We start from the raw sequence: 21,653 nt of genomic DNA, 5'->3' as shown, positions 1-21,653 counted from the left end.
GGGAAGTCCGATTAAAACGCCGACGACGCCAAAAATAAACGCGGCTGTAGTACTAGGAGTGTTTTACCAGCCACTTGTTGTTGATGGCTTTCATACCGGTCCGGCCCTGAAGCTCCGGGATCCGGGCGCCGGCGGTGTTGTGCCAGACAATGCCTTCGGCCATGACATCAGGGTTCAGCACCGACTTCATGCCTTCAACCTGGGCAACGGCCTCATCGACGGTGGCGGGCAGTTCGAGGTCCAGGACCGGGGTGCCGATCTCTTCGATCGCGGCCGGCCATTCGGAGCGGGGCACGAAGACGCCGTCACGCAATACGTTGAAGGCCAGGAACTTCTTACCGGCCTCCTTGAGCGTATTTTTGGCAAGGACCCCGGCACCGTAAAGTTCGCCCTGGACGGTGTAGCCCGCCGGGAGACGGTCGAGGATGTTGTATTCGGCGGCCACCTTCCACGGGGCGGTGGCCTCGGCCGGGCTGGCCGGGGTGGAGAACTCCCATTCACGTCCTGCGACCCGGAGGGTCCCGCCGTCGTTGATAAAGGTTGTTGACTCGCCGTCTACCTTTTCCGTGGCGATCCAGTCATAGTCGGTGCGGAGTTGGGCGAAAACACCGGTCAGGTTCTGGACCCGCTCGGCGCCCGTCCTGGGGGCGAAACGGGTCGGGAACTCACCGGACACCGTCCCGGCAATCTCATCCGGGATCTGCTTCTCGTACTTGGTCACACCGAGGACGGTGGCGAGGTCGTCGCCTTCGGCCAGGGTTTCCAGTTCCGGGAACAGGGTCGCAGGCATGGCCAGGCCCTGGGAGTAGATGCCGCGCATCCGGGCGGTCTTGAGGACGTGGCCGTGGACGCCGTTGAAGGTCCGGGCGCCGCGGGGTTCCAGGAAAGCGAAACGCGGGTCCGCCAGCGGGAGGTGCGAATCTATTTCAAAGTAGATCACTCTGTCGCCGACGTTGACCTCGTCTTTTTTCACCACAAGATTCCAGCCGCGGACCTTGGCGCTGGAAATAAGGTCGGCGTTTTCTATCTCGGTGATGGAGGTGACAGTTTCAAGGGTGACGAGCGCGCGGACGGCTTCAAGGGTTTCCATGCTCATCATGTGTGCGGAGGAGGAGAGTTAGCTTCCCGGTAAGCGTCTGCCAGAAGCCCGGAGTGGCTCAAGACCGGCGATCCGTTCGGATTGTGTTGCACTAAGCGCCCCTACCCGGTGGGAGCGCCGGTTCCAGTTGAGCCAGTTCGCCAGTCGGAGTTCGTCGGGATCATTGCTTCTGCGGCGGGGGAGGCACCCGTGAGCCTTGAACCAGGCAGTGACTGAAATGAAATTGGTGTCCCATTCGGTGGAACGCAACGTATCCGGGCACTCCTCCATAAAGGCACTCAGCTCGGACGCGCGCTTCTCGTGCAATCGTCCCTCTCGGAGTCGGGCGATGTTGTGATCAAGCCATGTTGCAGCCGCTGTATTTTCCGCGTGTGTCGGCCGCCGTCCGTTGGCGGCAATGAAGTCTTGGAGCTTTCGCAACTGAATGCTCCAGGCGTCGTGGTCGCGGCGGATACTTTCGACTTCCTCACGGACCTGGTCGTATTCCGGACGTGCGGTGCGGGATGAAAACAAACTGCGCATCCACCCTGCCAGAGATCGTTCGGCCTTGTGCTCTGCGCGTTCATTTGGCAGTCGGCCATGCTCGGCAGTGAACGCTTTCAGCTGCAGTAAGCGTTCAGCGCGGCGGCGTCGGCGGGCGTTCTCATCAGACCGGCTGGTGCCGTCGGGAGCTCCGAGTTCGCGGTGGATTCCCTCGATTTCTTCGCGCACCAGAACGTAAAAGGGATCGGTGGTGTGACCCTTGAGCTGATGGTACATCCACGCAGCCAGGGACCGATCTTCCGTAGTTCGTGGAAGACGGCCGTTAGCCTCCACGAATGATTTCAACCCCGTGAGCCGTTCGACAAGCCGGAGCCTACGCATTTCGCTTCTGCAGATTTTGTCAGGGCGGTGCTGGCTGCCGGATGCTTCCTTTGTGATGGTCATCGATCCCAAACTTATCTGTCCACCTGGGCTGGGCCTGCTTTGCGCAACCAATTTTCAATCCTTCATCTCGGGGTGTTCGTGACAGGCATAATGCCGCCGCGCGGGAAACCTGTCGTTCAAGGGCGCACGGTCTTAGGCTTTCTTTGCCAGGGCGGCGTCCGTCAGGCGTTTTGCGTGCTCGGCAGTTTTTTCGCCTTCGCCATGTTGTTCTCGCACCAATTCTCGGAGCCGACAAAGAGGTGAATGTTTGTTCCATCCTCATACTGCAGCCTCCAGCGAACCATGCCGGTGGGCACCCTGGTGTACTTGATCTCAGTGGTCATGGGCTCTTATCCTCGTGTCTTCCGTGCCTGTAGAGCAGGAAGGCGACGACGTCGTGAACGGTGATGGTAGTCACGGTGTCTCATCTCGGGGTGCGTCCGACATGTCGAGGTTGGCGTACGCCCATGCGAGGGCCCCCGGGTCTTCCACTGCGCCGTAGTTGGCGACCTTGCTGAGCCGGGTGTACATGGCGCCTGCGGTCTCATCGTTGCGGCGGTTGCGCATGGCTTTGAGATGTCCGATGAAGTACGGCCATTTCGGGTCGTGGGCCTCGCACCGGGACTTCTGTTCGACGTCAGGTTTGCGCTGGTCGTCGAAGAGGATATGGAAGGTGGGGGCGCCGCAGACAGTGCAGGCCAGGCCCAGCTGCTCCGGAGTGAAGACTTTGGAGCCGAACTGGCCGCAGTGTTTGCAGATGCCCCCGCCGTTGCGGTATCCGCGGACCTCCCATTGATGCTCACAGCTGGTGAAAGATTGGAGCTTGGCCCAGCACGCGGCGTCGGCCTCGGCAAGGGTGGCGCCCTCGCCCCGGAGGAAGGAATTCTCCGGGAAGCATTCGATGTAGGCGGTGATGTAACTGCCGCCTGCCTGCACAAAGACGGTGCCGCCCTCACCGCCCTGCACCATCATGGTGCCGTAGTCGTGGGGGGAATCAAATGATCCTGTGCTGCTGAACGAGAGCGGGATGATTGTCATGTCGTCTTTCAGGGGAGGGCCCGACCGTCCACCTAGGAGGCGAACTGGTGGGGGATGTCGAGTCCGGCGCGGCGTAATTTAGCGACGAGGTTTTTCTGGGCGCGGTGGTCGCCCGGAGTCCCGGAGTAGAAGACCGGCTGAGTGGTGCTGTAGGGGCTGCAGAATTTCACATGACCGCTATGGGTGCGACCGAACTCCCAGCCTTGGGATTCGGCTAACCTGACTAAATTCCGGAGGTCTTTGGGAGCTGCTGTATTTGCCATACTCCTGATGTGTGCGGAGGGGTGGACGGGTCTCCCCGTTTAGGGCATGCCTGAAAACCCGCCGCCCATAGGAACGGTGACGAGTTTTCCTGGATATGTCAGGAAACGACCAGGACCTCATTGCGCTCGTAGTCGTCATCGTCCTCAACTTTGGGGCTGAAGCTGATGGCGACGTTGGTAAGCATTTGCGGAGTGGTCATCGCAACGGTGGCCGGGACGCCGACACCAAGGGACGGGCTGATCAGCTCGAAGTCGACGGAACTCTCTTCCTGTCTGCCGTCTGCGCTTTCCAGCGTCAACTCGGCACTCCACTCAAATGTGCGGAAAGGCGACGTAACGGCGTGGACGCGTTCGGTCAGTAACGGAGCCGCTTCCTCCAGCGAACTGAAGGCCTCCAGATCCTCGTCCGTTACGACGTCGGCGATGAGTTCCTGAAGGAGTCCGTCACCGTCTTCATGAAGGTGCTGGAGGGCGGCGAGTACGAGTGTGTACGTGACGCCGGTGGCGTTGAGTGTGATGCGCGGGCGGGTGCCGTCCGGGTTAGCGGGCACATCAACCCCGGTGGGGACGGCAACGCTGAGACTGACGACAGCCTTCTCTGAACCTGAAGTGTGGGTGGACAAATAATTTCGATCCAGGCTTCTCATGGAACCTATGTGTGCGGACACAGAAATGGCTCTCCCCGAGCCCCTGAAGGGTAGCCGGGCACAGCAGCAGCGGTCAGTGGTTCACCCGTTCAGCGGTCGATGACTTACCGGCTGCTGCCAGGTCTTCGTACTGTGCATCGACGAGGTCACGGATCCAATCCGGCAGGTCGGGGCCCTGCCAGCTGCGGGTGCCACCCCACTGGACAGATGTGCGGTCGCCGCGACCGGCCGAGTAGGCGTAAACGCTGTAGCGGTGCTCGTGCTCGGGACGGTCAGGGTAAAAGCTCCACGAAATGTCCAACTCGGCAGGAACGGTCTCCTGGCCTCGGGTATTCGTGACCGGTGCGGCATCCTCAACAGCCCAGCGGCGGTCATTGCCGTAGCCCCAGATGTCGGTGGTCCCGCTGCTCGGGGTCATCCGGTTGTCCGCCAAATCAGTGCGGACCACCTCAGACATGTCCTGGACCCACTGCGGCATGGCTGCCGGGTAGCTACCGCGGACGTCGCTCCAGGAAGCGAAAGTGTGGTCCGGGTCGTGGCCCTTGGCCGGCCAGGCATGCGCCCTGCAGGTTGTGGGCCTATGGCCGTGGGCGGTCTTCCACCAAATGCGCAAGTCCACAGGGGTAAATTCCCGTGCCGGCATCAGCGGGTACGACATGACGGGTTCGGCGTCGGTCAGGTCCCAGTGGCGTTCCAAAAACCGGTCGGACGCCTCGCTCATCAACGTCAGCTTCATGATGCTTCAGTGACAGCGTCGGGTTTGGCCGCAGCCCTTACGGTGGTTTCCATGCCATCCATGTGTGCGGACGGCCGGGAATAACTGCCCGTAGCACGCGAGGTCAGATCAGCGGATGTTTCCGCAGATACTCGCGCAAACAGGGGTGGCGAAATTGACCTTGCCATGGTCGGTGGTTTCGACAAAACCGGCGGCCAGAAGGCGGGCCCTGTTGTTAGCCACAAGGTTTGACTGGCCTACCACGCGCCGCCTGATGTTGCCGGCAGTTGAGGGGCCGCGGGCCAGATCCTAATCGGCACCAAGCATGACGGTGCTGCCGATTCCGCGGGCGCCAGTGATGAAGCCCAGATCTTCCTCAGCCAGCGTCTGAGGAGCACAATGAAAATCTCACTGCACCGTGCGGGCGCAGCCAGAGGAAACTGCACAGCATCCCGGCAAGGAACCGTCGTCAGCAGTCCTTGCCACAACGACAGGAAAAACGGAGTGGGTACTTGAGGCCTTTTATACATCTCGCCCTGCTCATCATCGTTGCATATGTAGTGTGGGCGCTGAAATATTCTTTTACTACTTCTGTGGCAACCTTCGCTGGCTACCTGGCAATCCTGCTCATCGAATCGATACTCGCTCATTACCTGACCAAATCTGCACGTGAAGCTGCAGGGAGCTTCACTGCTGTCATACATCGGCGGCATCCAAGGAAGCCATCTCGGATCGGGAGTCGACCCGCTCCCGCTCAACTGCCTCCGGTACAGCCAATAGTCATGGAACCTGCAAATAGTATTTCCACGGTCGATGCCCACTACATTTGGTGGAGTTTATGGACTCTTATGTGGGGGTATGGAGTCCTGATAGTCACCGACGCGATCTTGTTCGTTTTCTTTCATCATGAAGATGCCTTGGTGCCGGCGACCATCGGCTGGTTCTATGTCCTGGTTCCGATCGCCATTTTTATCGGAGTTATTGCGGCTTACACGCTTCCCATACTTTTTGCGTTCGTACTTTCCGACAGCTTGAGGCGAGGGTTCCCCCGTAAATTGAGTCGGGCCGGGTATGCCGTCGGTTGGATACTGGGCCTTGGAATGTACCAGCATTTTTGGACTGGCTTGGATCTGGGGCAATGGGTCCTCACGCATTACTACCCGTAACGTCGCTGGTCGTATCGACTCGAAAGAGGTTACGCTGGGCTTTTTGTCGGCCGGGAGTCTCAGACAGATCGAACAGCGACCATCCTCCTTTACGGCTCTCGCAATAGACTCGGACAGCAAAAAGGGGTCTCCCGCCGAAACGGACAGACCCCTCTGCGATGTCGGGACGAACTACGCTTCGCCATCCTCCAGCATTTGTGCAAACTCTTCAGGGGTGACGATCCTGATGCCGAGCTCTTTTGCTTTGACCCACTTCGATGAGCCATCTTCCGAACAAACAAGGAGGTCCGTGGTTTTGGAGACAGACCCGGAAGCCTTGCCGCCGTTGGCTTCGATGAGCTCTTGGACTCCGCTACGGGACAGGGACGCAAGAGTTGGCGCACCCTTCACGCTGCCGGTGACGACCACAGAAAGGGGTTCACCGCTCGGCTTGGCCAGCTTCGGACCCTTAGCACCGGCTTCGGGTTTCGGCTTCGGGGCGCCCATGTTCACGCCTGCAGCACGGAGCTTCGCGATGACTGGCTCGTTCTTTTTCAGCTGCTCGTGGATGACCGCAGCTTTTTTCTCACCGATGCCTTCAACGTTGGCCAGCTGGGATACCGTCGCTGCCTGAAGGGCCTCCATCGTTTCAAACTGGGATGCCAGGCGACGGCCGAAGGTGCGCCCGGTGAACCGCATGGACAAGGACGTGATGACCCGATTCAGCGGCTGGGCCTTGGCCTTCTCAATTTCCGCCATGATCTTCGTAGCATTCTTCTGACCCAAGGTGCGGGTCCCGCCGGTGGAAGTCGCGCCCATGTCCAGATCGGACAGCTGGTCTTCGGTCAGATAGAACAGGTCTGAGACATCTTTGACCAGATCCTTCTCGATCAGGGCGTCGCCGATGGAGCTTCCGAGACCTTCGATGTCGAAGCCCGCGTCACGGGAAACGGCGTAGGCGATCCGGCCGCTCACCGAACACTCGGGTGTGTGGCAGCGCCAAAGCTCCGTGCTCTTGTCGAACGGTTCGGAGCACTGCGGACAGACCGCCGGCGGCTGCCACGGCTGTGAGTCTTCCGGGCGCAGGTCAGCGCGCGGCAAATGAACCTGGGGAATGACGTCGTTGGCGCGGAACGCGCTGACGGTGTCACCGATTCGCATATCGGCAGCCTGTAGGTGCCCGACGTTATGCAGAGAGGCATACTCGACGACGGAACCGTCCACCTCGACCGGGGTGAGCCTGGCTCGGATGGACAATCGGCCCGTCTTGCCGATGTTGAACTCAATGTCCTCAATCACGGTCGGTTCCTCCACCGCCGGGTACTTGTAGGCCACAGCCCATTTCGGTGCCCGGGAGCCTTCGCCCAGCTCGGCACGTTCCGCTGCGGTGTTCACTTTGAGCACCGCACCGTCCATGAGGAAGCCGAGGTCTTTGCGTTCGGCGCCCAAGGCGGCGATGGCGGCCATCGGATCCGCGGCGTCCAGGACCGACTGCGGGAGCAGCGACCGGGCCGTGGTGAACCCCATGCCCTCCAGCTGCTCCATATTATCCAGATGATCGGCTTTTTCGTCGATCGTGGTGCTGTACGCGGCGAAGGAGAAAAGCCCCTTGTACGAGCCGTCCTGTTTGTTGAGCATCCCGGCGACCCCGTTGCGGGCGTTCGCGAAAGGCTCCTTCCCGGCTGCGGCACGGACGGCGTTGGCCTTGGCCTTGTTCTCGTCGTTCAGGTACAGCTCGCCGCGGACCTCGTAGTCGCCTTCCCCGGCCATCTCCGGCAGGCCGTCAACGCCGCGGACCCGGTCGGTGACGTCCTCGCCGGTGTAGCCGTCACCGCGTCGGGCCGCACGGACCATCCTGCCGTCCTCGTATTTGACGCTGATCGCGAGTCCGTCGATCTTGGGCTCAATGACAGCTTTCGGGTGTTTGGCGGCAAACTCGATGACCGCGTCTTCGCCCGGCTTGTCCAGGGATTTCATCATGGTGGCATGCTCGACATCTCCACCGGCGGCACCGCCGTGGCCGACCGAATCGTGCAAGTCATGCGCGGGTTGGATCCCGTTCGCTGCTTCATGGGAGGCGATCTTCGCCAGGAGCCGGTCGAAGTCGGTGTCCGTCATCTCTTCGATGTCGGTCCTCTCGTAGGCGCGGGCCGCCGACAAGGCATTGGTGACCGCTGCGTCATACTCTTCGGTGCTGGCGAATGTGCCGAGGCCGATACCTGGCTCTGCGTGGTTGGTGGCCGCGAACTGGCCGCCGACGGGGACACCGACCGGCTGACGGTTCTGGGGTGAAAGGCTCATGATTTTCCTCTGTTTGCTGTGAAAGTCCTACACCTTTATGTGTGCGGCGAGCCACGCGGAAGTGCCCGTACCGGTGCGCGGAACGAGCACAATTTTGGGGCTCGGCAAGGAGCCGGCATGGTTCGGCGGAACCCGGTGATCTCAACGGTAATCCCTCACCGTCGCCCACGCATGGAACTTCTTTGCGTATTCAGCTAGCCAGCAACAGTTCGACGTCAGCCCAGGTGAAAGGAACGAAGTCGTCATCTTCGTCGTCGCACCAGATGACGTGGGTGTTTCGGACGACGCTGATCAGCTTTTCAAGCGTGTCGGGGTCTTCCGGATTGGCGGCTGCAGTGATCAGCCGGAGCAGGTCGTAGACGAAGACCCCGGGGACCAGGGAGTTGTAGGCCAGCAGAATGGACTCGTCGTCCGTGTTGAGTTCGCAGTCGAACAGTCTACCGTCTGTGTGCTCGTCGAGGAGCAGGAGGTATCCGCGGCTGTCCTCGTCGTCAACGATGACGAGTGTCTCGTTAAGTCCGTGCTTTTTCAGGAGGTCCTCAACGGCGGCGCGTTCCTTCTTCGCGAAAAGGTCCGGGCACCCGCCTTTGAACCCGATGAGGGTCTTGCCGGATGTGCCCTGGAAGGGCCACGGCACGATGGCGGGAATGTTATCGAACACGGTTGCACTTCTTCCGTCGATGGTTGGTTTGCGGCCGGCTTAGGACCAGTACGTGTAGTGGACCGGGACGAGGGACTTCCAGGTGTCCGGGTCGGTGAACAAGTGCCCGAAGGAGGCCAGTTCGCGGACCTCGGCCGGCACGAGACGGACCAACCGATCCTCGGCCACGTCGGCATCATGGAACAAAGGCTCAGTATCGGTCACGGGTTTGCCGGTGATGGTGCCCGCCGCCAGTTCTCCCAGGGTTTCGTCCGCGTCGAAGTTTGGGAGGACGGCGATACTGCGGGCCGCGGCCAGCAGCCGCTCGGGAGAGGGGTCCCCGGACTGGAGCAGGCGGCGGAACATGCCGAACTTGTGGAGCTCGGCCCCTGTCTCCCTGTCCATCCAGAGTCCGTCGAACGGGGTAATGCCGGTCCGGAGCTCCCTTACAACCGGTTCCATGTCCGGCTCGTCGCCGAAGTGGGCCTCGAGGTAGTCGAAGGTGTCATCGGACCGCGACCAGTCGTTGGCCCGGGACGGCGGGACGAGGACCAGTACGCTCTCCGATCCGCTCTCAGCGTTGTGTACGACACAGGAATCCAGGCTCCGGTGCGGGTGGGCGTCGCCCATCCGGCGGACGCATTCGGCGGGTTCGAGCCAGCTGAACTCCCGCCCCTTAACAGTGGCGGGGTGGTCGGCGAACTCCGTGAAAGTCGGCGCTGCAGTGAAGTCGAGCAGCGGTGATTCCCAGTTCATGCGGTCATCACCGTGTTGGAGGTCGGTCAGGCCGTAGCCGAGGACTTTGCAGATCATAGTTGACATGCCTTTTATGTGTACGGAGCGCCGGCTAGGTGTCTCCGCCCTCTGCCACCGGCAGGGGAAAGCCGTGCGTCTTCGCCGGCAGCGCGGTAAAGCCGCCAAGTGGAAATCCTGGACATCCGCCGCTTGACGTCAACTGCGATCTGGGTGCCCTGATGCAGCGGCTGCCCTGTTCTCGGCGTCAAGGCGCCGGCGAATTTGTTTGGCCACCCGAGTACAGCCAGGGCAGGTGATCCCGATGAGGGTACGGATCGGGTTGCTGGAGGTGTCGCCGGTTTCGCGGCCGCAGAAGCCGACGTGAGCGAAGATGCCGGGGGTCAGGTGCTGAACGAAACGGCCGGCACCGAACCAGGGCTCGCCGCCGGGTTCGTTCTCCTTACCCCAGCTATCGATCAGAAGCCTCTGCCATTCGCGGCGGGAGACGCTCAGCGCGCTGTTTTTGCCTGGCATGTCAGTCCTTCGTTGTGAGTTTCTTTCCGGTCTTCTGGTCGATGCCGAGGCGCCGGTAATAGCGGTCCTTGGAGCGTTGGCGGATTTGCTCACCCCTGACATCAGCACCACGATGGACAGCGCAGATGTCTCTGCCGTCCTTGTCTTTGGCCACGGCGGCACGCCTGCAGATGTTGCCACGGGCTGAGTGCATTTCGTGGACCGTGTAGGGGAGGTGCCGGGTGCAGGTGGCTTCAATGGCAGGGGAGGCATCGGTGCTCATAACCCTCATGTGTACGGAGCGGGAAGCCCCGCTCCCCGTATCAGGGCTCCACGCCGATGAGTTCGCGGATGTCGAAACTCAGCTCGGCCTGCCAGATTTTCGGGATTATCCGCCGGATCTCGTCGGATTCAGGGCCCTCCATGCATTCGCCGCCATGCCGACGCCGCAGATAGGACGCGATGAACGCGCGGTCCTCGTCCTCGCCCTCGGAATCAGGCCGGTAGCTGAAATCGGCAAGATGGCGGCAGGCAACGAGATACTCCCAGGCGCGTCCGACCTGTTCGTCCGTTTCGAACGGCAAAGCGATCTCGACCTGCCCGACGGCGCGGTGATTGATATTGAGGATCTTCATGACTGCCATGTGTGCGGCGGCGCACGTCAGGCTCCCCGGACGCCCGGCTTTCTGCTTAGGCTGTTGCCGCCAGGCCCATCTCATAGCGGAGGGCCCTGCGGGTCAGGTCCAGCTCGGTCGACCGCCGGCGGCGATGCCCTTGGGCTAACGTGCCGCGGGGGCGCTCATAGTTGTGATGTGTGCGAACGGAGCGGATTCGTGCCTGCTCAGGAGTTGAGGGCCTGGTCGCGCAGCGCTGCGGCCCGTCCGGTGGGCCGGAAGTGCTCGGCGCGGCCGAGCCGGCCAGGAACTTTCCTCAGGCACAGTTCGCAGCAGACGTACTTCATGCGCGCCCGCTTGCGACGGCGAAGTTCCTTCCTGCGGGCGCCGTCCGCTGCAGAGCGAAGGTTGCGCTTCACTGGCCCGCGTTCAGGAGACTGAACAGGTCCAGTGACGGCAAGGGTGGTTCAGTCGGCAGCGGGTGCTCACTGAGGGTTGTTGTAGCTGCCAGTTCTTCCGGACCCCACTGGCCAACTTCGATACCGCCGCCCTCTTCCAGCTCTTCGCGGAGCCTTTCATGCCAGGCGGCGGGTATGTCATGGGAGACGAGCTCAGGCTCACCCGGCTGAAGGTAGGTGTACACCTCAGGGATCTCCCAAGACTCGCTCTCTTTGATGAGTCGGATCGGCACACGCAGCGTGATGTAGCCAACCAGGTCAGGTTTCTGCACAGGATTCTCCTCAGGTCGCTGGCCGGCGGGTGCCGGCGTTTCACCATCCATGTGTGCGGCAGAAGCTCAGGCTCTTCCCGACTCCAGCTGTCGAACGTAATGGTCCAGAAACACCGGCGGAAACGCCGCGGCATCGGTCGTGGCCGACCAGCCCAGCCAGAAAACGGCAGCCATGCGGGCCCAGCCTTCGGTTATCGGCTCAGGACGGATGAGCTCGCGCGGGTAGCCTTTCCGGATGGACTGGTCGCCGAGGTACCGGCTGACCTTGGTCCGGTCGATCCGTTCCGTACCCGGCGTAGTGACCCATAGGTGCTTGCCGTCGGTTTCGAAGGCGTGTCCGTCAAGGGCGAAGGTGAAGGGCTCGACAGGGACGGGGCGGGTGCGGTGGTACCCGCGGCGGCGTTCCGGTGTGATCGTGCTACCCATTCGGATCCTTCCGGACCTGGAGCAGACGTTCGGAGTGCTTCACGACAGCGAAGACAGCCGCGACCACCAGGACGCTGCCGATATGGTCTGCTTTGAAGTAGGCGCCCAGCAGATCAGCCACGGGCCGGCTCCTGTGTCTGCGGGGCAGGGATCGAGGCAGGGTCGAAGGCTTTCCCGGCCCGGGAGGCTTCGTTGCAGGCGTCGTAGATCAGCTCGGCCCACTCCTGCGTCATGGCAGTGACCGCCTCGAAGTAGTCTTCCATCGCGAATTCATTGCGGAGCCGCTGCTTGTTCCAGGGGTTGTCACCGCACGGGTCTTCCGTGGAGCGCCACAGGTTCCGCTGTTCCAGGGTCGCCTCGGTGGCTTCTAGGACGCGGTAGATGGCCGAGTTAGCCCTCATGATGCCTATGCAGGACGTGCAGATGAGCAGTTCGAGGTGCTCACCGCCGAAAACCGAATCAAAAGCGGTGGAGCCGTAGTGGCCGGTGGTGGTGAAGATGTTCGCCCCGTACGGGATGTCAGGGGCCCCGTCCACGCGTTCCTGAGGGATCAGGCACACCGCGCACGGCAGAGCGGTTTCTGTAGGCGATTCGGTCTGGGGTTGGCTCATCGGGCTCCAATCAGTTCTGAGACTTCACATGTGTCGATAAACGTGCCCAGCTCATCGAATGAGACGGGCCGCTGCCAGGCGTCGAAGCCGGCGGTCTGGCGGCGGTCAATAATGGTCTGCAGATCTTTCATAGGCATCATGTGTGCGGATCGGAAAATTCCCCTGAGCGGGACCTGTCGTGGGCATAAGTGGGGCTGCTGACAATGATCCGGACGGTCCGGTCTCTTAGGCGGCTGACTGAAGCTGTGCATCGTCCGGAATGATGGAGATGACGGTGGCGTCAGTAGCGTCAGCGGAATCCGCCTCGTCCCGGCCGGCGTGTTCCTGCTCTGCGGCAATCAAGGCGGCGACTTCCTGGCGGCGCAGTATCTGAGCGCCGTGGATGAGGGCCCAAACAAAGAACGCCCCGACCAGCCAGGCGATGAGGACGGAGATGACGATAAGGAAGGTGGTCATGGTGTGGTTCTTTCAGTTTTGGAGGGGAGGGTCATCGGCTGACTTCCGAATCGGACTCGGGGTTAGCACTGGTGCTGCTGAGCACGTAGCAGCGGAATGGCTGGCGAACATCCTTGTCGGCCTGCTCGCTGCCCACATAGTCGTACGGTCTGACGCCGTTGAGAGCTGCTTTGACGGCGCCGGAAGCAAACGAAAGGGAAGCTAACCTCTCCGCTTCGCGGACGTAGTCGTCATTTGTCGGGCCACCCCCGTAGGTCTCACCGATGAGGTCGTCTAAATAGACAGCAGCTTCACTGACCAGCTGGACCTGCTTTTCGAGTTCGCGGATCCGCTCAACCATGGCCAGGACAGTGTCGGCGCTGGCGGCTGCCAGATGCTGGGCGATCGGGTTACGGACGTCAACAATGTTGCCGCGGTAAATACCTTCATGGGTTCGCGGTGTGTCATCAGGAAGCCCGCGGTGGCGTGCCACCTCGTATACGGCCAGGTCGCGTACGGGCTGTTTGACGTTGCGTTCATCGGTGACGGACAGCCGGGAGTCGGTGTTGGGGAGATCGTAGGCCTGATCGGCCCACAGCCAGTCCGCCATATGCCTTTCAGCCTCATCGTCGGTCACCATGAAGGTGTCTTTGAACTCGCGAAGGTGCTGGCGGGCTTCGAAGGAATCGGCGACGCGGTCGATCGGGACGTGTCCGAGGATTTCGACCCTTCCCAGGGAAGGGACGATGCAGTTCAGGGATGGCTCTTCGTGGTCGGTGTTGCCGCGCCAGAACCAGTTGCCGGGTGCCAGTTTGGCGGCAGCGCTGGCCGTCGCTTCGAGTGCGGCCAGGTCAAAGGACGGAGCAGAAGAGGTCTCAGGTGTTTCGGTCATGGATCTCATGTGTACGGCGGTCCCGTTTTCACTTCCCGCAGCCGCGGATCCTGCCCAGTTACGGCGTAGAACCCGTTCACCGGTCTACTTTCTAACCGGCATTTCTTTGGCGTCCTTGTCGACCAGGATGATCTGGCCTGCCGCCGAGGTGCCGTGGATGAGGGAGCCGTTGAAGATCACCGGGTTGGTCTCATTGGAGGTGACCATGAAGCCCTTGTTGGTGAGCTTCTGCAGCTCGGAGGCCTGGATCCCGGTCAGATCAATTTTGTAGCGACCCTCGGCCCAGGTGGTGAATTCGCCGTTCTTATCCGAGGTCGTGGCTCCCGTGGCCAGGCCGGCGAAGTTCGGCACCGAGTCCCCGGAGCCTGAGGTCAATTCCATGACACCGGAGCCCAGGATCGGAACGACAAGCAGCAGCCCGGCAGCCCAGAAGGAGCGTTTCGCCCAGACCGCCGGGAGTTTGGATTTATCCACCCGCCGGACCACGTACACCATGATGCCGGCGGCCAGCGCCAGGAACCAGCCACCTGACATGATAATTCCGCCCAGATTGTCGTACGCGGTGTTGTGGAACTCCGTCAGACTGGCATAGTCAAAAGCTTTGAACGGGTCCTGCGCGGTGGGTAGGCTCATGGTCCGGTTTCTCCTAGTCGTGTCAACCGGACACATGCGTAGAGACTGCGTTCTCCGTCCCCGATCTAGCCCTTCGCAGGATCAGCGGGCCTGACTGGTTCGGCCGGAACCTCTGGTGCTGACTGATCCAGGATCGCCGGACGATCGGCCGGGCATCCCGGTTGCGGGGAGGCACTCGGGGTGGGTGTCGGAGACGGGGATGCCGAGGCTGTCGCTGACGGTTCAGCGGACGGGGAAGAGCTCGGCGACGCAGACGGTGAAGGAGACGGTGCAGGGCTGGGAGACGGGGAAGGCGATGGTGTGGGAATGACTGCGCATTGGGCGGTCTTCGTGTCGTAAGCCTTCCGGGCAGCGTCCTGGCGGGTGATGAAATCTGCCCGCACCGCTGCTTTACGGTCCCGGTCCTGCACCGCCGCGTTGTAACTGGCCCAGGAGTTGCCGATGACAGTCCAGGCCTTATTGACCTGAGCGACCTGGTCCGCGTAGGCGTTGTAGGCAGCGGCCTGCTTCTTGTATGCGGCGTAACCGGTCCAGTAGGTGAGGACGCTGTCCTGCCAGGTCTTGGCGTCCGCCTCAAGCTTCGCTTTGGTCCCGGCCAACAACGCAGTACGGGTCTTCGTTGCGTCGGCTTCATCAAATTCGAGGGGCTTCATTCCGGTGAAAGCCCAGCCACAGCCGGGGCCCTGGGCGTCATTGGTAGGAACCTGCTCGGTCGCGCTGAGGATCGCTTTTGCTGCGGGCGCTGTCGGGGGTGTGGGTTCGGCAACAGGTGCCGGCATGTCCGGGGCCACCGGAAAAGACGGCCGGTTCATCGGTGTCACCGTGCGGTCCACGAGGTCCGGAGCTGGGAGTGGGACGCGCTCAAGCGTCGCTGCCGGTGACGGCGTGGGATCCGGAGCAGGGGACGTGGCCGGGGTGGAGAGTGCGTTTGTCGGCTCGGTGGACGGCAAAGGGACCTCAGCGATGGCGACAGTGGCCTCCTGCGAATACTGCGAGTAACCGGCACTGGACCATGGGGACCGGGTAGCGTCAGCGGTCGTGGATTCCTGGTCCACGCAGACCGGGCTCAGGCGGCGGGTCAACCCGTCATCGAAGGCTTTAGCCAGGGTCTGCAGCGGGTCGGCGGGGGAACCGGTGACGTAGGTGATGACGTCGCCGCGGCGGAAGGACAACACCGAGGCCCTGACCCCGCCACGGGATGTGGTCGCCAGTTTTGCGTCAGTGCCCGGACCGTTCACACCGCCCAGGGTCAGCCCAGTTTCGGAGCCGGCGCACACATAGGCGTTGGAGGCCTGCCGGCTCATGGCTTCGGCACCAATCCCTGCCGTGTACGCGAGGGTGATCACCTGCAAGCGTGAACTGCCTGAGGTGAAGGTCCGGGCTAACGACACGGACGGGGCCAGCCCGGGCTGCGGGCATGAGTACGGCAGAGGTGCGGTCACCAGCTGCTGCAGCTCGCCCTGTTTTGCCCAGCCTGCCGGCGGATTGTTCAGCACGTCGGTAAGGGTCATGGTTGCCGGGGACTGCTTCCAATCCGCGACGGAGAACTTCGGATCAGCCGGTGCCTGGCGAGCCGGTGCGGCGGCCGGCGGCAGGCCGATCATCACCATCGCCAAGGTGGTCAAGCCCGCGATGGCGGTGATGATGCCGGTCCCGGTGAGGACAGCTGTTGACGATTTCCGGGTGAAATGCTGAATTCCCATGGTGGTCCTACTTCCGTTCCGGGAGCTTGATGGTGGTGTCGCTGCCCTGGCTGAGGGTGATGCTGACTTTCTCCCGATAAGAGAAAGTGCTGCCCGCCGCCGGGGTTTGGGCGACGACAATGTCCTTGGCCAACAGCGGGTTAGGGTCAGCAGTCCTCTCGGCAATGTCCGGGGTCAGATTGTTCTGCAGCAGCAAGGTTTCCGCTTCACTGACGGAGAGCCCGCGGACATCAGGGATCGTCCGTGCAGTACTGGAGCTGGTCGCGACGTCGTCGGCTTTCGGCAAAGGAATCACGGGCAGTCCTGCTGTCAGCTGTGTCATGATTTCTTTCCAGACCGGGCTGGCAACTTCGCTTCCGGTGAGGTTGTAGAAGTCGCGGCCGTAAGCGTGCACCATGTTCAACGGGTACTGGCTGCCGCCGCGCGGATCACCGAGCCAGACAGCCGTGACGTATTGCGGGACGAGCCCGACAATCCAGTTGGCGGCGTAGTCGTTCGTCGTACCGGTCTTGGCGCCCGCCTCGCGGCCGGGGAGCCCGCCCATCTGGAACAGGGTGCCGTCGGGCCCGGTGAAAGGCATCTTGAGGATGTCAGCGACCGTGTGCGCTACGGCCGGTGCGATCGCCTGGTGGCAATCCGGGTCCGGGGTGGTGATCTTGGCGCCGGTGTCCGCGCGGATGCCGGAGGTCACCGCAACAGGGCGGCAGGCGACGCCGTCGCCGGCGAACACGGCGTAGGCATTCGCCATTTCCAGCGGGGAGATCTCGTACGCTCCCAGGGTCAGGGACGCTTCCTGTCCCTTGATCGCGTTCGGGCCGGTCCGGGGGAGGGAGGTGATGCCCAGTCGGGCCGCCATGTCAGCGACCGGCAGGACGCCAGTACGTTCAATGAGCCTGATGAAGTAGATGTTCAGGGAAAGCTGGATGGCGCGGCGGGCATCCACGGTTCCCCAGCTGTAGTTGCCGTAGTTGATGAAGCCGCCCGGCGGTGAGTCCAGCGTCGGGGACGTGTAAGGGCTGTTGGCGTTGAGCCGTGTGGTTGCCGGGATTCCCTGCTCCAAAGCCGTTGCGAGGGTGATTGGCTTCATGGAGGATCCGACCTGGAAGGGGGATTTCGCGTAAACAATTTCGGTCTGGCCGGGGCCGTCACCCCAGGTGCGGTTCTGGGCGATGGCTGCGATCTGGCCAGTACCGGGTTTGATGACCGCGGTGGCCAGGGCTGCCCGGTTGTCGTTACCGAGCGCGTTCGTCACAGCGTTCTGCGTCGTGTTCATAGCCGCCGGGTCCAGGGCTGTCGTCAGGGTCATGCCGCCGAGGGAGAGCTTTTCGGCGCGGGCTTCGGCGGTGGCACCGAACGCCGGGTCGGAAAGGATTTCGTCACGGACCAGCGAGCAGTAGTACGGGTACGTGGAGCTGGCGCAGCCGTTGACCAGGACACCTTTTTTGATGCCGAGCGGTTCGGCTGCAGCCGCAGTGGCTTCAGCTTCAGTGATCTTTCCGGTCGTCCGAAGCCGTGACAAGGCTGTGTCGCGGCGGGCGAGAGCGCCGTCCGGGTTCGTGAACGGCTCATAGAGGGATGGGCCTTTGAGGATGCCGGCCAGGGTGGCTCCCTGGGTGCGGGTCAGGTCTTTAGCTGTGGTGTCGAAGTAGACTTTCGCGGCCGCCTGAATGCCGTAGGCCCCGTTGCCGAAGTAGACGGTGTTGGAGTACATCTCCAATATCTGGTCTTTGCTGAGCTTTTTCTCCAGCCCGGCGGCGTATTTGAGTTCCTGAAGTTTGGTGCCCAGATCCCGTGAGGGTAGAGCCGTTTCGCCGGACTGGGCCACGAGAAGGTTTTTGACCAGCTGCTGGGTGATGCCGGAAGCGCCCTGGGCCTGGTCCGAGCGCGCATTGTTGATGGTGGCCCGGACAGTGCCGACAAGGTCAATGGGTCCGTTTGTGTAAAAACGGGCGTCCTCGGTGGCCAATAGTGCGTCGGTGAAGGTAGGGGAGACGTCGGCAAGTTTTACGTCGATACGGTTCTCGCTGAAGAACCGGGCGAACTCTTTGCCGTTCTTATCCAGCAGGACGGTGTGCTGCGGCAAGGCTACGTCGAGGGGGATTTCGGATGGGAGCTTATCCCAGTAGTCGACGGCGGTGCCGATGCCACCGGCTGCGAGCATGCCGACCGGGGCGGCGAGGAGACCCGTCAGGGACACCAGAAGCACGGTTGCGATGAATCCTGCGAGACGGACCGCGAACGGGCGTGCGATGGACTGATCTTCGTGCATGGACGATTCGAGCAGCTGCTCGATGCCGCCCATCTCGGTGCGTGCGCGTCTCAAAATGTGCTCCTGGCAACGCTCATGGGCAGCCGGCGGCCGCGTTGGATCATGACGATGTCTGGCATGTGTGCGGACAAGGCTGAAGAGCTCACCGTTCCGGTCGGCACTTCGGTCTACGCATGTTTGCCAGTGAGTCCGCAGCACACTCCACCGAAAGGCGCCATGAGCCAGCCAGGATATGACAACAATCAGCCCTCTCAGCCGTATACGGCGCCGCCGACTTACCAGGGGGTGGGCGCTGTGGGTTGCTCACCGGAATACGCTGAGGGTAAGAAGGCCCAGCAGAACTCCTTGCTTTTCGGGATTCTGGGCTTGTTCTTCTTCGGATTCATTTTCGGTCCGCTGGCGATCATCACCGCGAAGAAAGCAGAACGGATGGGGTGCCCCTCCAACGCCGGCAAGGTGCTCGGCTGGATCGCCTGCGCTATATGCGCCCTGGGTGTGTTGCTGTCCTTGATCATGGTGATCGGACTGGTGGCCTCCAGCATCCAGTAACTTTGGGTGCAGCAAAAGAGCCGGTGCGGAGGTCTGCACCGGCTCTTTGATTTGTCCACCCCACGCAGCGGGCAGGACGCCGTGCCGCGCCCATCCCGGTTATTTGGACAAAGCTAGGGCGTTTCCGGTTTCGTCAACGATTTCGACGAGGTACGTTTTGCGCAGCGGTGCGTTGTGGGTTGCCGAGATCTGTTTCAGCATGGACGTGAGGGCAGAGTCCCGGCGTTTGGCGCCGACACCGAGGACCAATGCAACGATGAGGGTTGCCCCGATCAGGAATGCGGAACCTGCGACCAGCAGGAGAGTGTCTCCGGGGAAAAGGGTGTAAACGTTCATGAGGGTGGCTCCTGCAGTCTTCCCGGCCGGCGGCTCCGGTCCTAGTGCCTCTCATGTGTGCGGGAAAGCCATTCCCTCTCACCACTGCTTTATAGGACAGCGACCACGGCCGGTTTCATCCTGCAGATCACATATTCGGGGTCCTCCGCCACACTAGGACCACTGCTTACCGTGACCTCATACGGGTGGAAGCCTCCGGAACTATGCAGGAATCTGATGGTTACCGGCTCTTGGGTCACCGTGGTGACCGCGTACCGGAACTCCTCGAAATCATCCGGGTGGATGACATGGGGAAGGTACCCGTATTGGGGGGTTTGGATGCCAAACGCCGCCCAGCTGTTGGAGGTCATGAACGTCTGCCAGCGGCGGACGTCGACGGCGAGCAGTACGGCATCGGTGGACAGGTCAAACACAGCGCGCATCAGGTTGCCGGTGTCTCCGAATTCCGGGTTGATCGCTGGGATCAGCTCCGGTACTTCGCGGGTCAGGGCACGCAGGCGTCGCAACGGAAGGACCGGGTCCGGGTTGGAGCTTGAGGAGACCTCGAGGTTTTTGACTCCAGTATCCGTGGTGCCTTTGCGGGTGACGATCCGGTAATGCACGAAGTACCGGCGGCCGTTGGATTCTTTGATCCCGGTGTCGATGGTGAGCTTCATTCGGGCACGGTCTTCAGGGGCGATGAGGCTGTTCACCCACTGGTTCATATCCCCTGTTGGGCTGGCAGATCCTGTACGGGAGATTTCATAGATGGTGAACATATCGTCATCCCAGACCGTTTCGATGCGCCCGTCATCCCAGATGACCCATTCCAGGGCTCCGGTAACAGGTCGGCTTGGGACCGGCTCACCGACGGGGACGTATATTGCCCGGACGGCGACAATTCCACGTGATGAGGGGGAGAGGATGGGTTCGGCGAGGACACGGAATTTCTCTTTGCGGCGTTCCACGACCTCGTCAATACCGATGCCTGTGTCCTCTACTGCGCGGATCCGGTCAACGAGAAGTTCACGACCATGGGCGTCCAGGTTCTTGCGGACACTTGCGCCATGGAAATTCACTTCACCGATGCTAAGGAGCCCGGACTGGTCTTTGTCCAGGTAGTCCACAAGGACCCACTTGCTGCGGGTGTCAGTAACTGTGTTCATGACTGGTTCAGCCTGCCGATCCCTGGTGACAGATCATGTCCCCAAATAATTATTTGTCCCCTCTAGCCCCTACGGAACACGCTGAGATATTTTTGCACCTTTCCGGTACTTGTGTCACTTCATATTCTACGTGTTGACAAAATAGGTGGTGAACTTCGCCACATGTGTCATGTGTAAGCGTGCGGCAGTTAGCTTGACTTGTCTGAGCGTCAACCAGATGGCACTATAGGAGTCACAAGCCCTTCTGGCGGATGCCCGGCAGGCTGTACAAAAATCATCTGATCAATCTTCAGGAGTACAGCTTTTGCCCCCCAATACAGCGCGCCGCCAGACGTCTGGCTGGCAGGCCTCCTCTCAGGTTTCCGAACCGGCACCGGGAGTCTTCTTCGTCGAAGGTCCCGCGTCCAACTGGATCATCGTCAAGGACCAGTCCGGGTTCATCCTCATCGACAGTGGCTACCCAGCAGACCGCACCCTTGTCATTGAATCCATCGAACACGTGGGCCTCGTCCCGTCCGATGCACAGGCCCTCCTGATCACACATGGACACGCTGACCACACCGGTTCGGCCGCCTACTTCTCAGACACCTACGGGACACCCGTCCTGTGCAGCCCGGAAGAGCTGCGGCAGGTTCAAGGGGTTGTAAAGCACCAGATCGGGTTCGCTCAGGTCCTGCCGCGAGCCTGGAACCCCCGCGTTTTCCGCTGGGCCGCGCATGCTATTGCGGCCGGATCGTTGACCGCGAAGCCGGCCACCGCGGCCCGGGCCTGGTCGGTTGAAGAACTCCGGGGCCTGCCTGGCAGTCCGCAGGCGATCGTTGTTTCCGGCCACACCCCGGGAAACGTCTCACTCCTGCTGGCGGCGGTTGATGTCATCGTCACCGGGGACTCGTTCATCACAGGACATGCGTTGAGCCGGCATACCGGGCCCCAGATGCTTCATCGCATGTTCCATCATGAACCGGTGCGTGCTGTTGCGGCGCTGGAAGCCCTTGCCGGTGTTGACGCCTCCGTGATTCTTCCCGGACACGGCCCCGCCCTGTCCATGCCTCTGAGTGACGCTTTAGCGTCCCTGCGCATCTAACGCGCCGCAGTCTCACCTCCTTCTTCGTCTCCGCGCTCCGATCAGCGCACCCCTTGAAAGCCGAAAACCTTGCCAATTCTTGCCATAGCTGTAACCACTATCGAATGCGACGGACGCGACGGGAACCCCTGCCCGGGCAATACCGTCATTGAGTACCCGCACCCTCAGAGCGTAGCGATCAGGCTTGCCAAGCAGTGCGGCTGGACCGTGTGGATCGAGACAAT

The 21,653-nt window shown here is 61.6% G+C and carries 30 protein-coding genes; 3 read left to right on the top strand and 27 right to left on the bottom strand.

Annotated elements, in window-relative coordinates; translation table 11 throughout:
* Positions 1–52: 52 nt before the first annotated feature.
* The 8 genes from IV500_RS04820 to IV500_RS22475 all read right to left on the bottom strand — a co-directional run bounded on the left by IV500_RS04820 (position 53) and on the right by IV500_RS22475 (position 4,974).
* The gene (locus IV500_RS04820; RefSeq protein ID WP_230854496.1) at positions 53–1,090 is read right to left on the bottom strand and encodes an RNA ligase family protein; all 1,038 of its coding nucleotides are present in this window, start codon (positions 1,088–1,090) and stop codon (positions 53–55) included.
* Between the two features lie 27 nt (positions 1,091–1,117).
* Positions 1,118–2,026, bottom strand: coding sequence for a helicase associated domain-containing protein (locus tag IV500_RS04815; protein ID WP_196395685.1), 909 nt, complete (start codon positions 2,024–2,026; stop codon positions 1,118–1,120).
* 161 nt (positions 2,027–2,187) lie between these two features.
* The gene (locus IV500_RS04810; protein ID WP_196395684.1) at positions 2,188–2,349 is read right to left on the bottom strand and encodes a hypothetical protein; all 162 of its coding nucleotides are present in this window, start codon (positions 2,347–2,349) and stop codon (positions 2,188–2,190) included.
* Between the two features lie 70 nt (positions 2,350–2,419).
* Positions 2,420–3,043 (bottom strand): hypothetical protein, encoded by a 624-nt coding sequence (locus IV500_RS04805; RefSeq protein ID WP_196395683.1) that lies wholly within the window; start codon positions 3,041–3,043, stop codon positions 2,420–2,422.
* A 32-nt stretch (positions 3,044–3,075) separates the two neighbouring features.
* Positions 3,076–3,306, bottom strand: coding sequence for a hypothetical protein (locus IV500_RS04800; protein WP_230854495.1), 231 nt, complete (start codon positions 3,304–3,306; stop codon positions 3,076–3,078).
* Positions 3,307–3,404: 98 nt separating this feature from the next.
* Entirely contained in the window at positions 3,405–3,953 is a 549-nt protein-coding gene (locus IV500_RS04795) for a hypothetical protein (RefSeq protein WP_196395682.1), read from the bottom strand.
* Between the two features lie 73 nt (positions 3,954–4,026).
* Positions 4,027–4,689, bottom strand: a complete 663-nt coding sequence (locus IV500_RS04790) for a hypothetical protein (protein WP_196395681.1) — start codon at positions 4,687–4,689, stop codon at positions 4,027–4,029.
* A 108-nt stretch (positions 4,690–4,797) separates the two neighbouring features.
* Positions 4,798–4,974, bottom strand: a complete 177-nt coding sequence (locus IV500_RS22475) for a DUF8462 domain-containing protein (protein ID WP_512699632.1) — start codon at positions 4,972–4,974, stop codon at positions 4,798–4,800.
* Between the two features lie 542 nt (positions 4,975–5,516).
* Here IV500_RS22475 and IV500_RS04785 point away from each other — a divergent pair.
* Positions 5,517–5,834, top strand: a complete 318-nt coding sequence (locus IV500_RS04785) for a hypothetical protein (protein ID WP_196395680.1) — start codon at positions 5,517–5,519, stop codon at positions 5,832–5,834.
* A 171-nt stretch (positions 5,835–6,005) separates the two neighbouring features.
* On the opposite strand, the gene ligA is transcribed toward IV500_RS04785, so the two are convergent.
* The 17 genes from ligA to IV500_RS04705 form a co-directional block, all read right to left on the bottom strand.
* Complete coding sequence (ligA, locus tag IV500_RS04780) at positions 6,006–8,114, bottom strand: NAD-dependent DNA ligase LigA (RefSeq protein WP_196395679.1); 2,109 nt, start codon at positions 8,112–8,114, stop codon at positions 6,006–6,008.
* Between the two features lie 190 nt (positions 8,115–8,304).
* Entirely contained in the window at positions 8,305–8,775 is a 471-nt protein-coding gene (locus tag IV500_RS04775; RefSeq protein WP_196395678.1) for a protein kinase family protein, read from the bottom strand.
* A gap of 39 nt (positions 8,776–8,814) precedes the next feature.
* Positions 8,815–9,576: a hypothetical protein gene (locus IV500_RS04770; RefSeq protein ID WP_196395677.1), complete on the bottom strand. Its 762-nt coding sequence runs from the start codon at positions 9,574–9,576 to the stop codon at positions 8,815–8,817.
* A 129-nt stretch (positions 9,577–9,705) separates the two neighbouring features.
* A complete protein-coding gene (locus IV500_RS04765) occupies positions 9,706–10,023 on the bottom strand; it encodes a hypothetical protein (protein ID WP_196395676.1) in 318 nt (105 codons plus the stop codon).
* A 1-nt stretch (position 10,024) separates the two neighbouring features.
* Entirely contained in the window at positions 10,025–10,285 is a 261-nt protein-coding gene (locus IV500_RS04760; protein WP_196395675.1) for a hypothetical protein, read from the bottom strand.
* Between the two features lie 40 nt (positions 10,286–10,325).
* A complete protein-coding gene (locus IV500_RS04755; RefSeq protein ID WP_230854494.1) occupies positions 10,326–10,637 on the bottom strand; it encodes a hypothetical protein in 312 nt (103 codons plus the stop codon).
* A gap of 206 nt (positions 10,638–10,843) precedes the next feature.
* On the bottom strand, positions 10,844–11,035 hold the full coding sequence (locus tag IV500_RS04750) for a hypothetical protein (protein WP_196395673.1): 192 nt from the start codon (positions 11,033–11,035) through the stop codon (positions 10,844–10,846).
* Positions 11,032–11,346: a hypothetical protein gene (locus tag IV500_RS04745; protein WP_196395672.1), complete on the bottom strand. Its 315-nt coding sequence runs from the start codon at positions 11,344–11,346 to the stop codon at positions 11,032–11,034. Before IV500_RS04745 ends, IV500_RS04750 begins: the two co-directional genes overlap by 4 nt.
* Before the next feature lie 66 nt (positions 11,347–11,412).
* Entirely contained in the window at positions 11,413–11,772 is a 360-nt protein-coding gene (locus IV500_RS04740) for a hypothetical protein (RefSeq protein ID WP_196395671.1), read from the bottom strand.
* Positions 11,765–11,893: a hypothetical protein gene (locus tag IV500_RS21875; protein WP_281063985.1), complete on the bottom strand. Its 129-nt coding sequence runs from the start codon at positions 11,891–11,893 to the stop codon at positions 11,765–11,767. The genes IV500_RS04740 and IV500_RS21875 overlap by 8 nt, the downstream gene beginning before the upstream one ends.
* On the bottom strand, positions 11,886–12,383 hold the full coding sequence (locus IV500_RS04735; protein WP_196395670.1) for a hypothetical protein: 498 nt from the start codon (positions 12,381–12,383) through the stop codon (positions 11,886–11,888). The genes IV500_RS21875 and IV500_RS04735 overlap by 8 nt, the downstream gene beginning before the upstream one ends.
* A complete protein-coding gene (locus IV500_RS04730) occupies positions 12,380–12,523 on the bottom strand; it encodes a hypothetical protein (RefSeq protein ID WP_196395669.1) in 144 nt (47 codons plus the stop codon). Before IV500_RS04730 ends, IV500_RS04735 begins: the two co-directional genes overlap by 4 nt.
* Before the next feature lie 85 nt (positions 12,524–12,608).
* Positions 12,609–12,839: a hypothetical protein gene (locus IV500_RS04725; protein ID WP_196395668.1), complete on the bottom strand. Its 231-nt coding sequence runs from the start codon at positions 12,837–12,839 to the stop codon at positions 12,609–12,611.
* A 31-nt stretch (positions 12,840–12,870) separates the two neighbouring features.
* Positions 12,871–13,710 (bottom strand): hypothetical protein, encoded by an 840-nt coding sequence (locus IV500_RS04720; RefSeq protein WP_230854492.1) that lies wholly within the window; start codon positions 13,708–13,710, stop codon positions 12,871–12,873.
* Positions 13,711–13,794: 84 nt separating this feature from the next.
* On the bottom strand, positions 13,795–14,343 hold the full coding sequence (locus IV500_RS04715) for a hypothetical protein (RefSeq protein ID WP_196395666.1): 549 nt from the start codon (positions 14,341–14,343) through the stop codon (positions 13,795–13,797).
* Between the two features lie 65 nt (positions 14,344–14,408).
* Positions 14,409–16,046: a hypothetical protein gene (locus IV500_RS04710; protein ID WP_196395665.1), complete on the bottom strand. Its 1,638-nt coding sequence runs from the start codon at positions 16,044–16,046 to the stop codon at positions 14,409–14,411.
* Positions 16,047–16,053: 7 nt separating this feature from the next.
* Positions 16,054–18,369, bottom strand: a complete 2,316-nt coding sequence (locus IV500_RS04705) for a transglycosylase domain-containing protein (RefSeq protein WP_196395664.1) — start codon at positions 18,367–18,369, stop codon at positions 16,054–16,056.
* A gap of 162 nt (positions 18,370–18,531) precedes the next feature.
* Between IV500_RS04705 and IV500_RS04700 the strand changes: the two genes are divergently transcribed.
* Positions 18,532–18,864, top strand: coding sequence for a hypothetical protein (locus IV500_RS04700; protein ID WP_196395663.1), 333 nt, complete (start codon positions 18,532–18,534; stop codon positions 18,862–18,864).
* Positions 18,865–18,963: 99 nt separating this feature from the next.
* Here IV500_RS04700 and IV500_RS04695 read toward each other — a convergent pair whose 3' ends face one another.
* Positions 18,964–19,200: a hypothetical protein gene (locus tag IV500_RS04695; protein ID WP_196395662.1), complete on the bottom strand. Its 237-nt coding sequence runs from the start codon at positions 19,198–19,200 to the stop codon at positions 18,964–18,966.
* An 89-nt stretch (positions 19,201–19,289) separates the two neighbouring features.
* Complete coding sequence (locus tag IV500_RS04690; RefSeq protein WP_196395661.1) at positions 19,290–20,345, bottom strand: hypothetical protein; 1,056 nt, start codon at positions 20,343–20,345, stop codon at positions 19,290–19,292.
* A 304-nt stretch (positions 20,346–20,649) separates the two neighbouring features.
* Here IV500_RS04690 and IV500_RS04685 point away from each other — a divergent pair, with 304 nt between their 5' ends.
* Positions 20,650–21,429 (top strand): MBL fold metallo-hydrolase, encoded by a 780-nt coding sequence (locus tag IV500_RS04685; RefSeq protein WP_196395660.1) that lies wholly within the window; start codon positions 20,650–20,652, stop codon positions 21,427–21,429.
* Positions 21,430–21,653: the final 224 nt, after the last annotated feature.

Origin of the sequence: Arthrobacter terrae (assembly GCF_015708085.1) — a bacterium.
Lineage (GTDB): Bacteria > Actinomycetota > Actinomycetes > Actinomycetales > Micrococcaceae > Arthrobacter_M > Arthrobacter_M terrae.
Note: the sequence above shows the minus strand (reverse complement) of the source record. Positions and strands in the feature narration are given on the sequence as shown.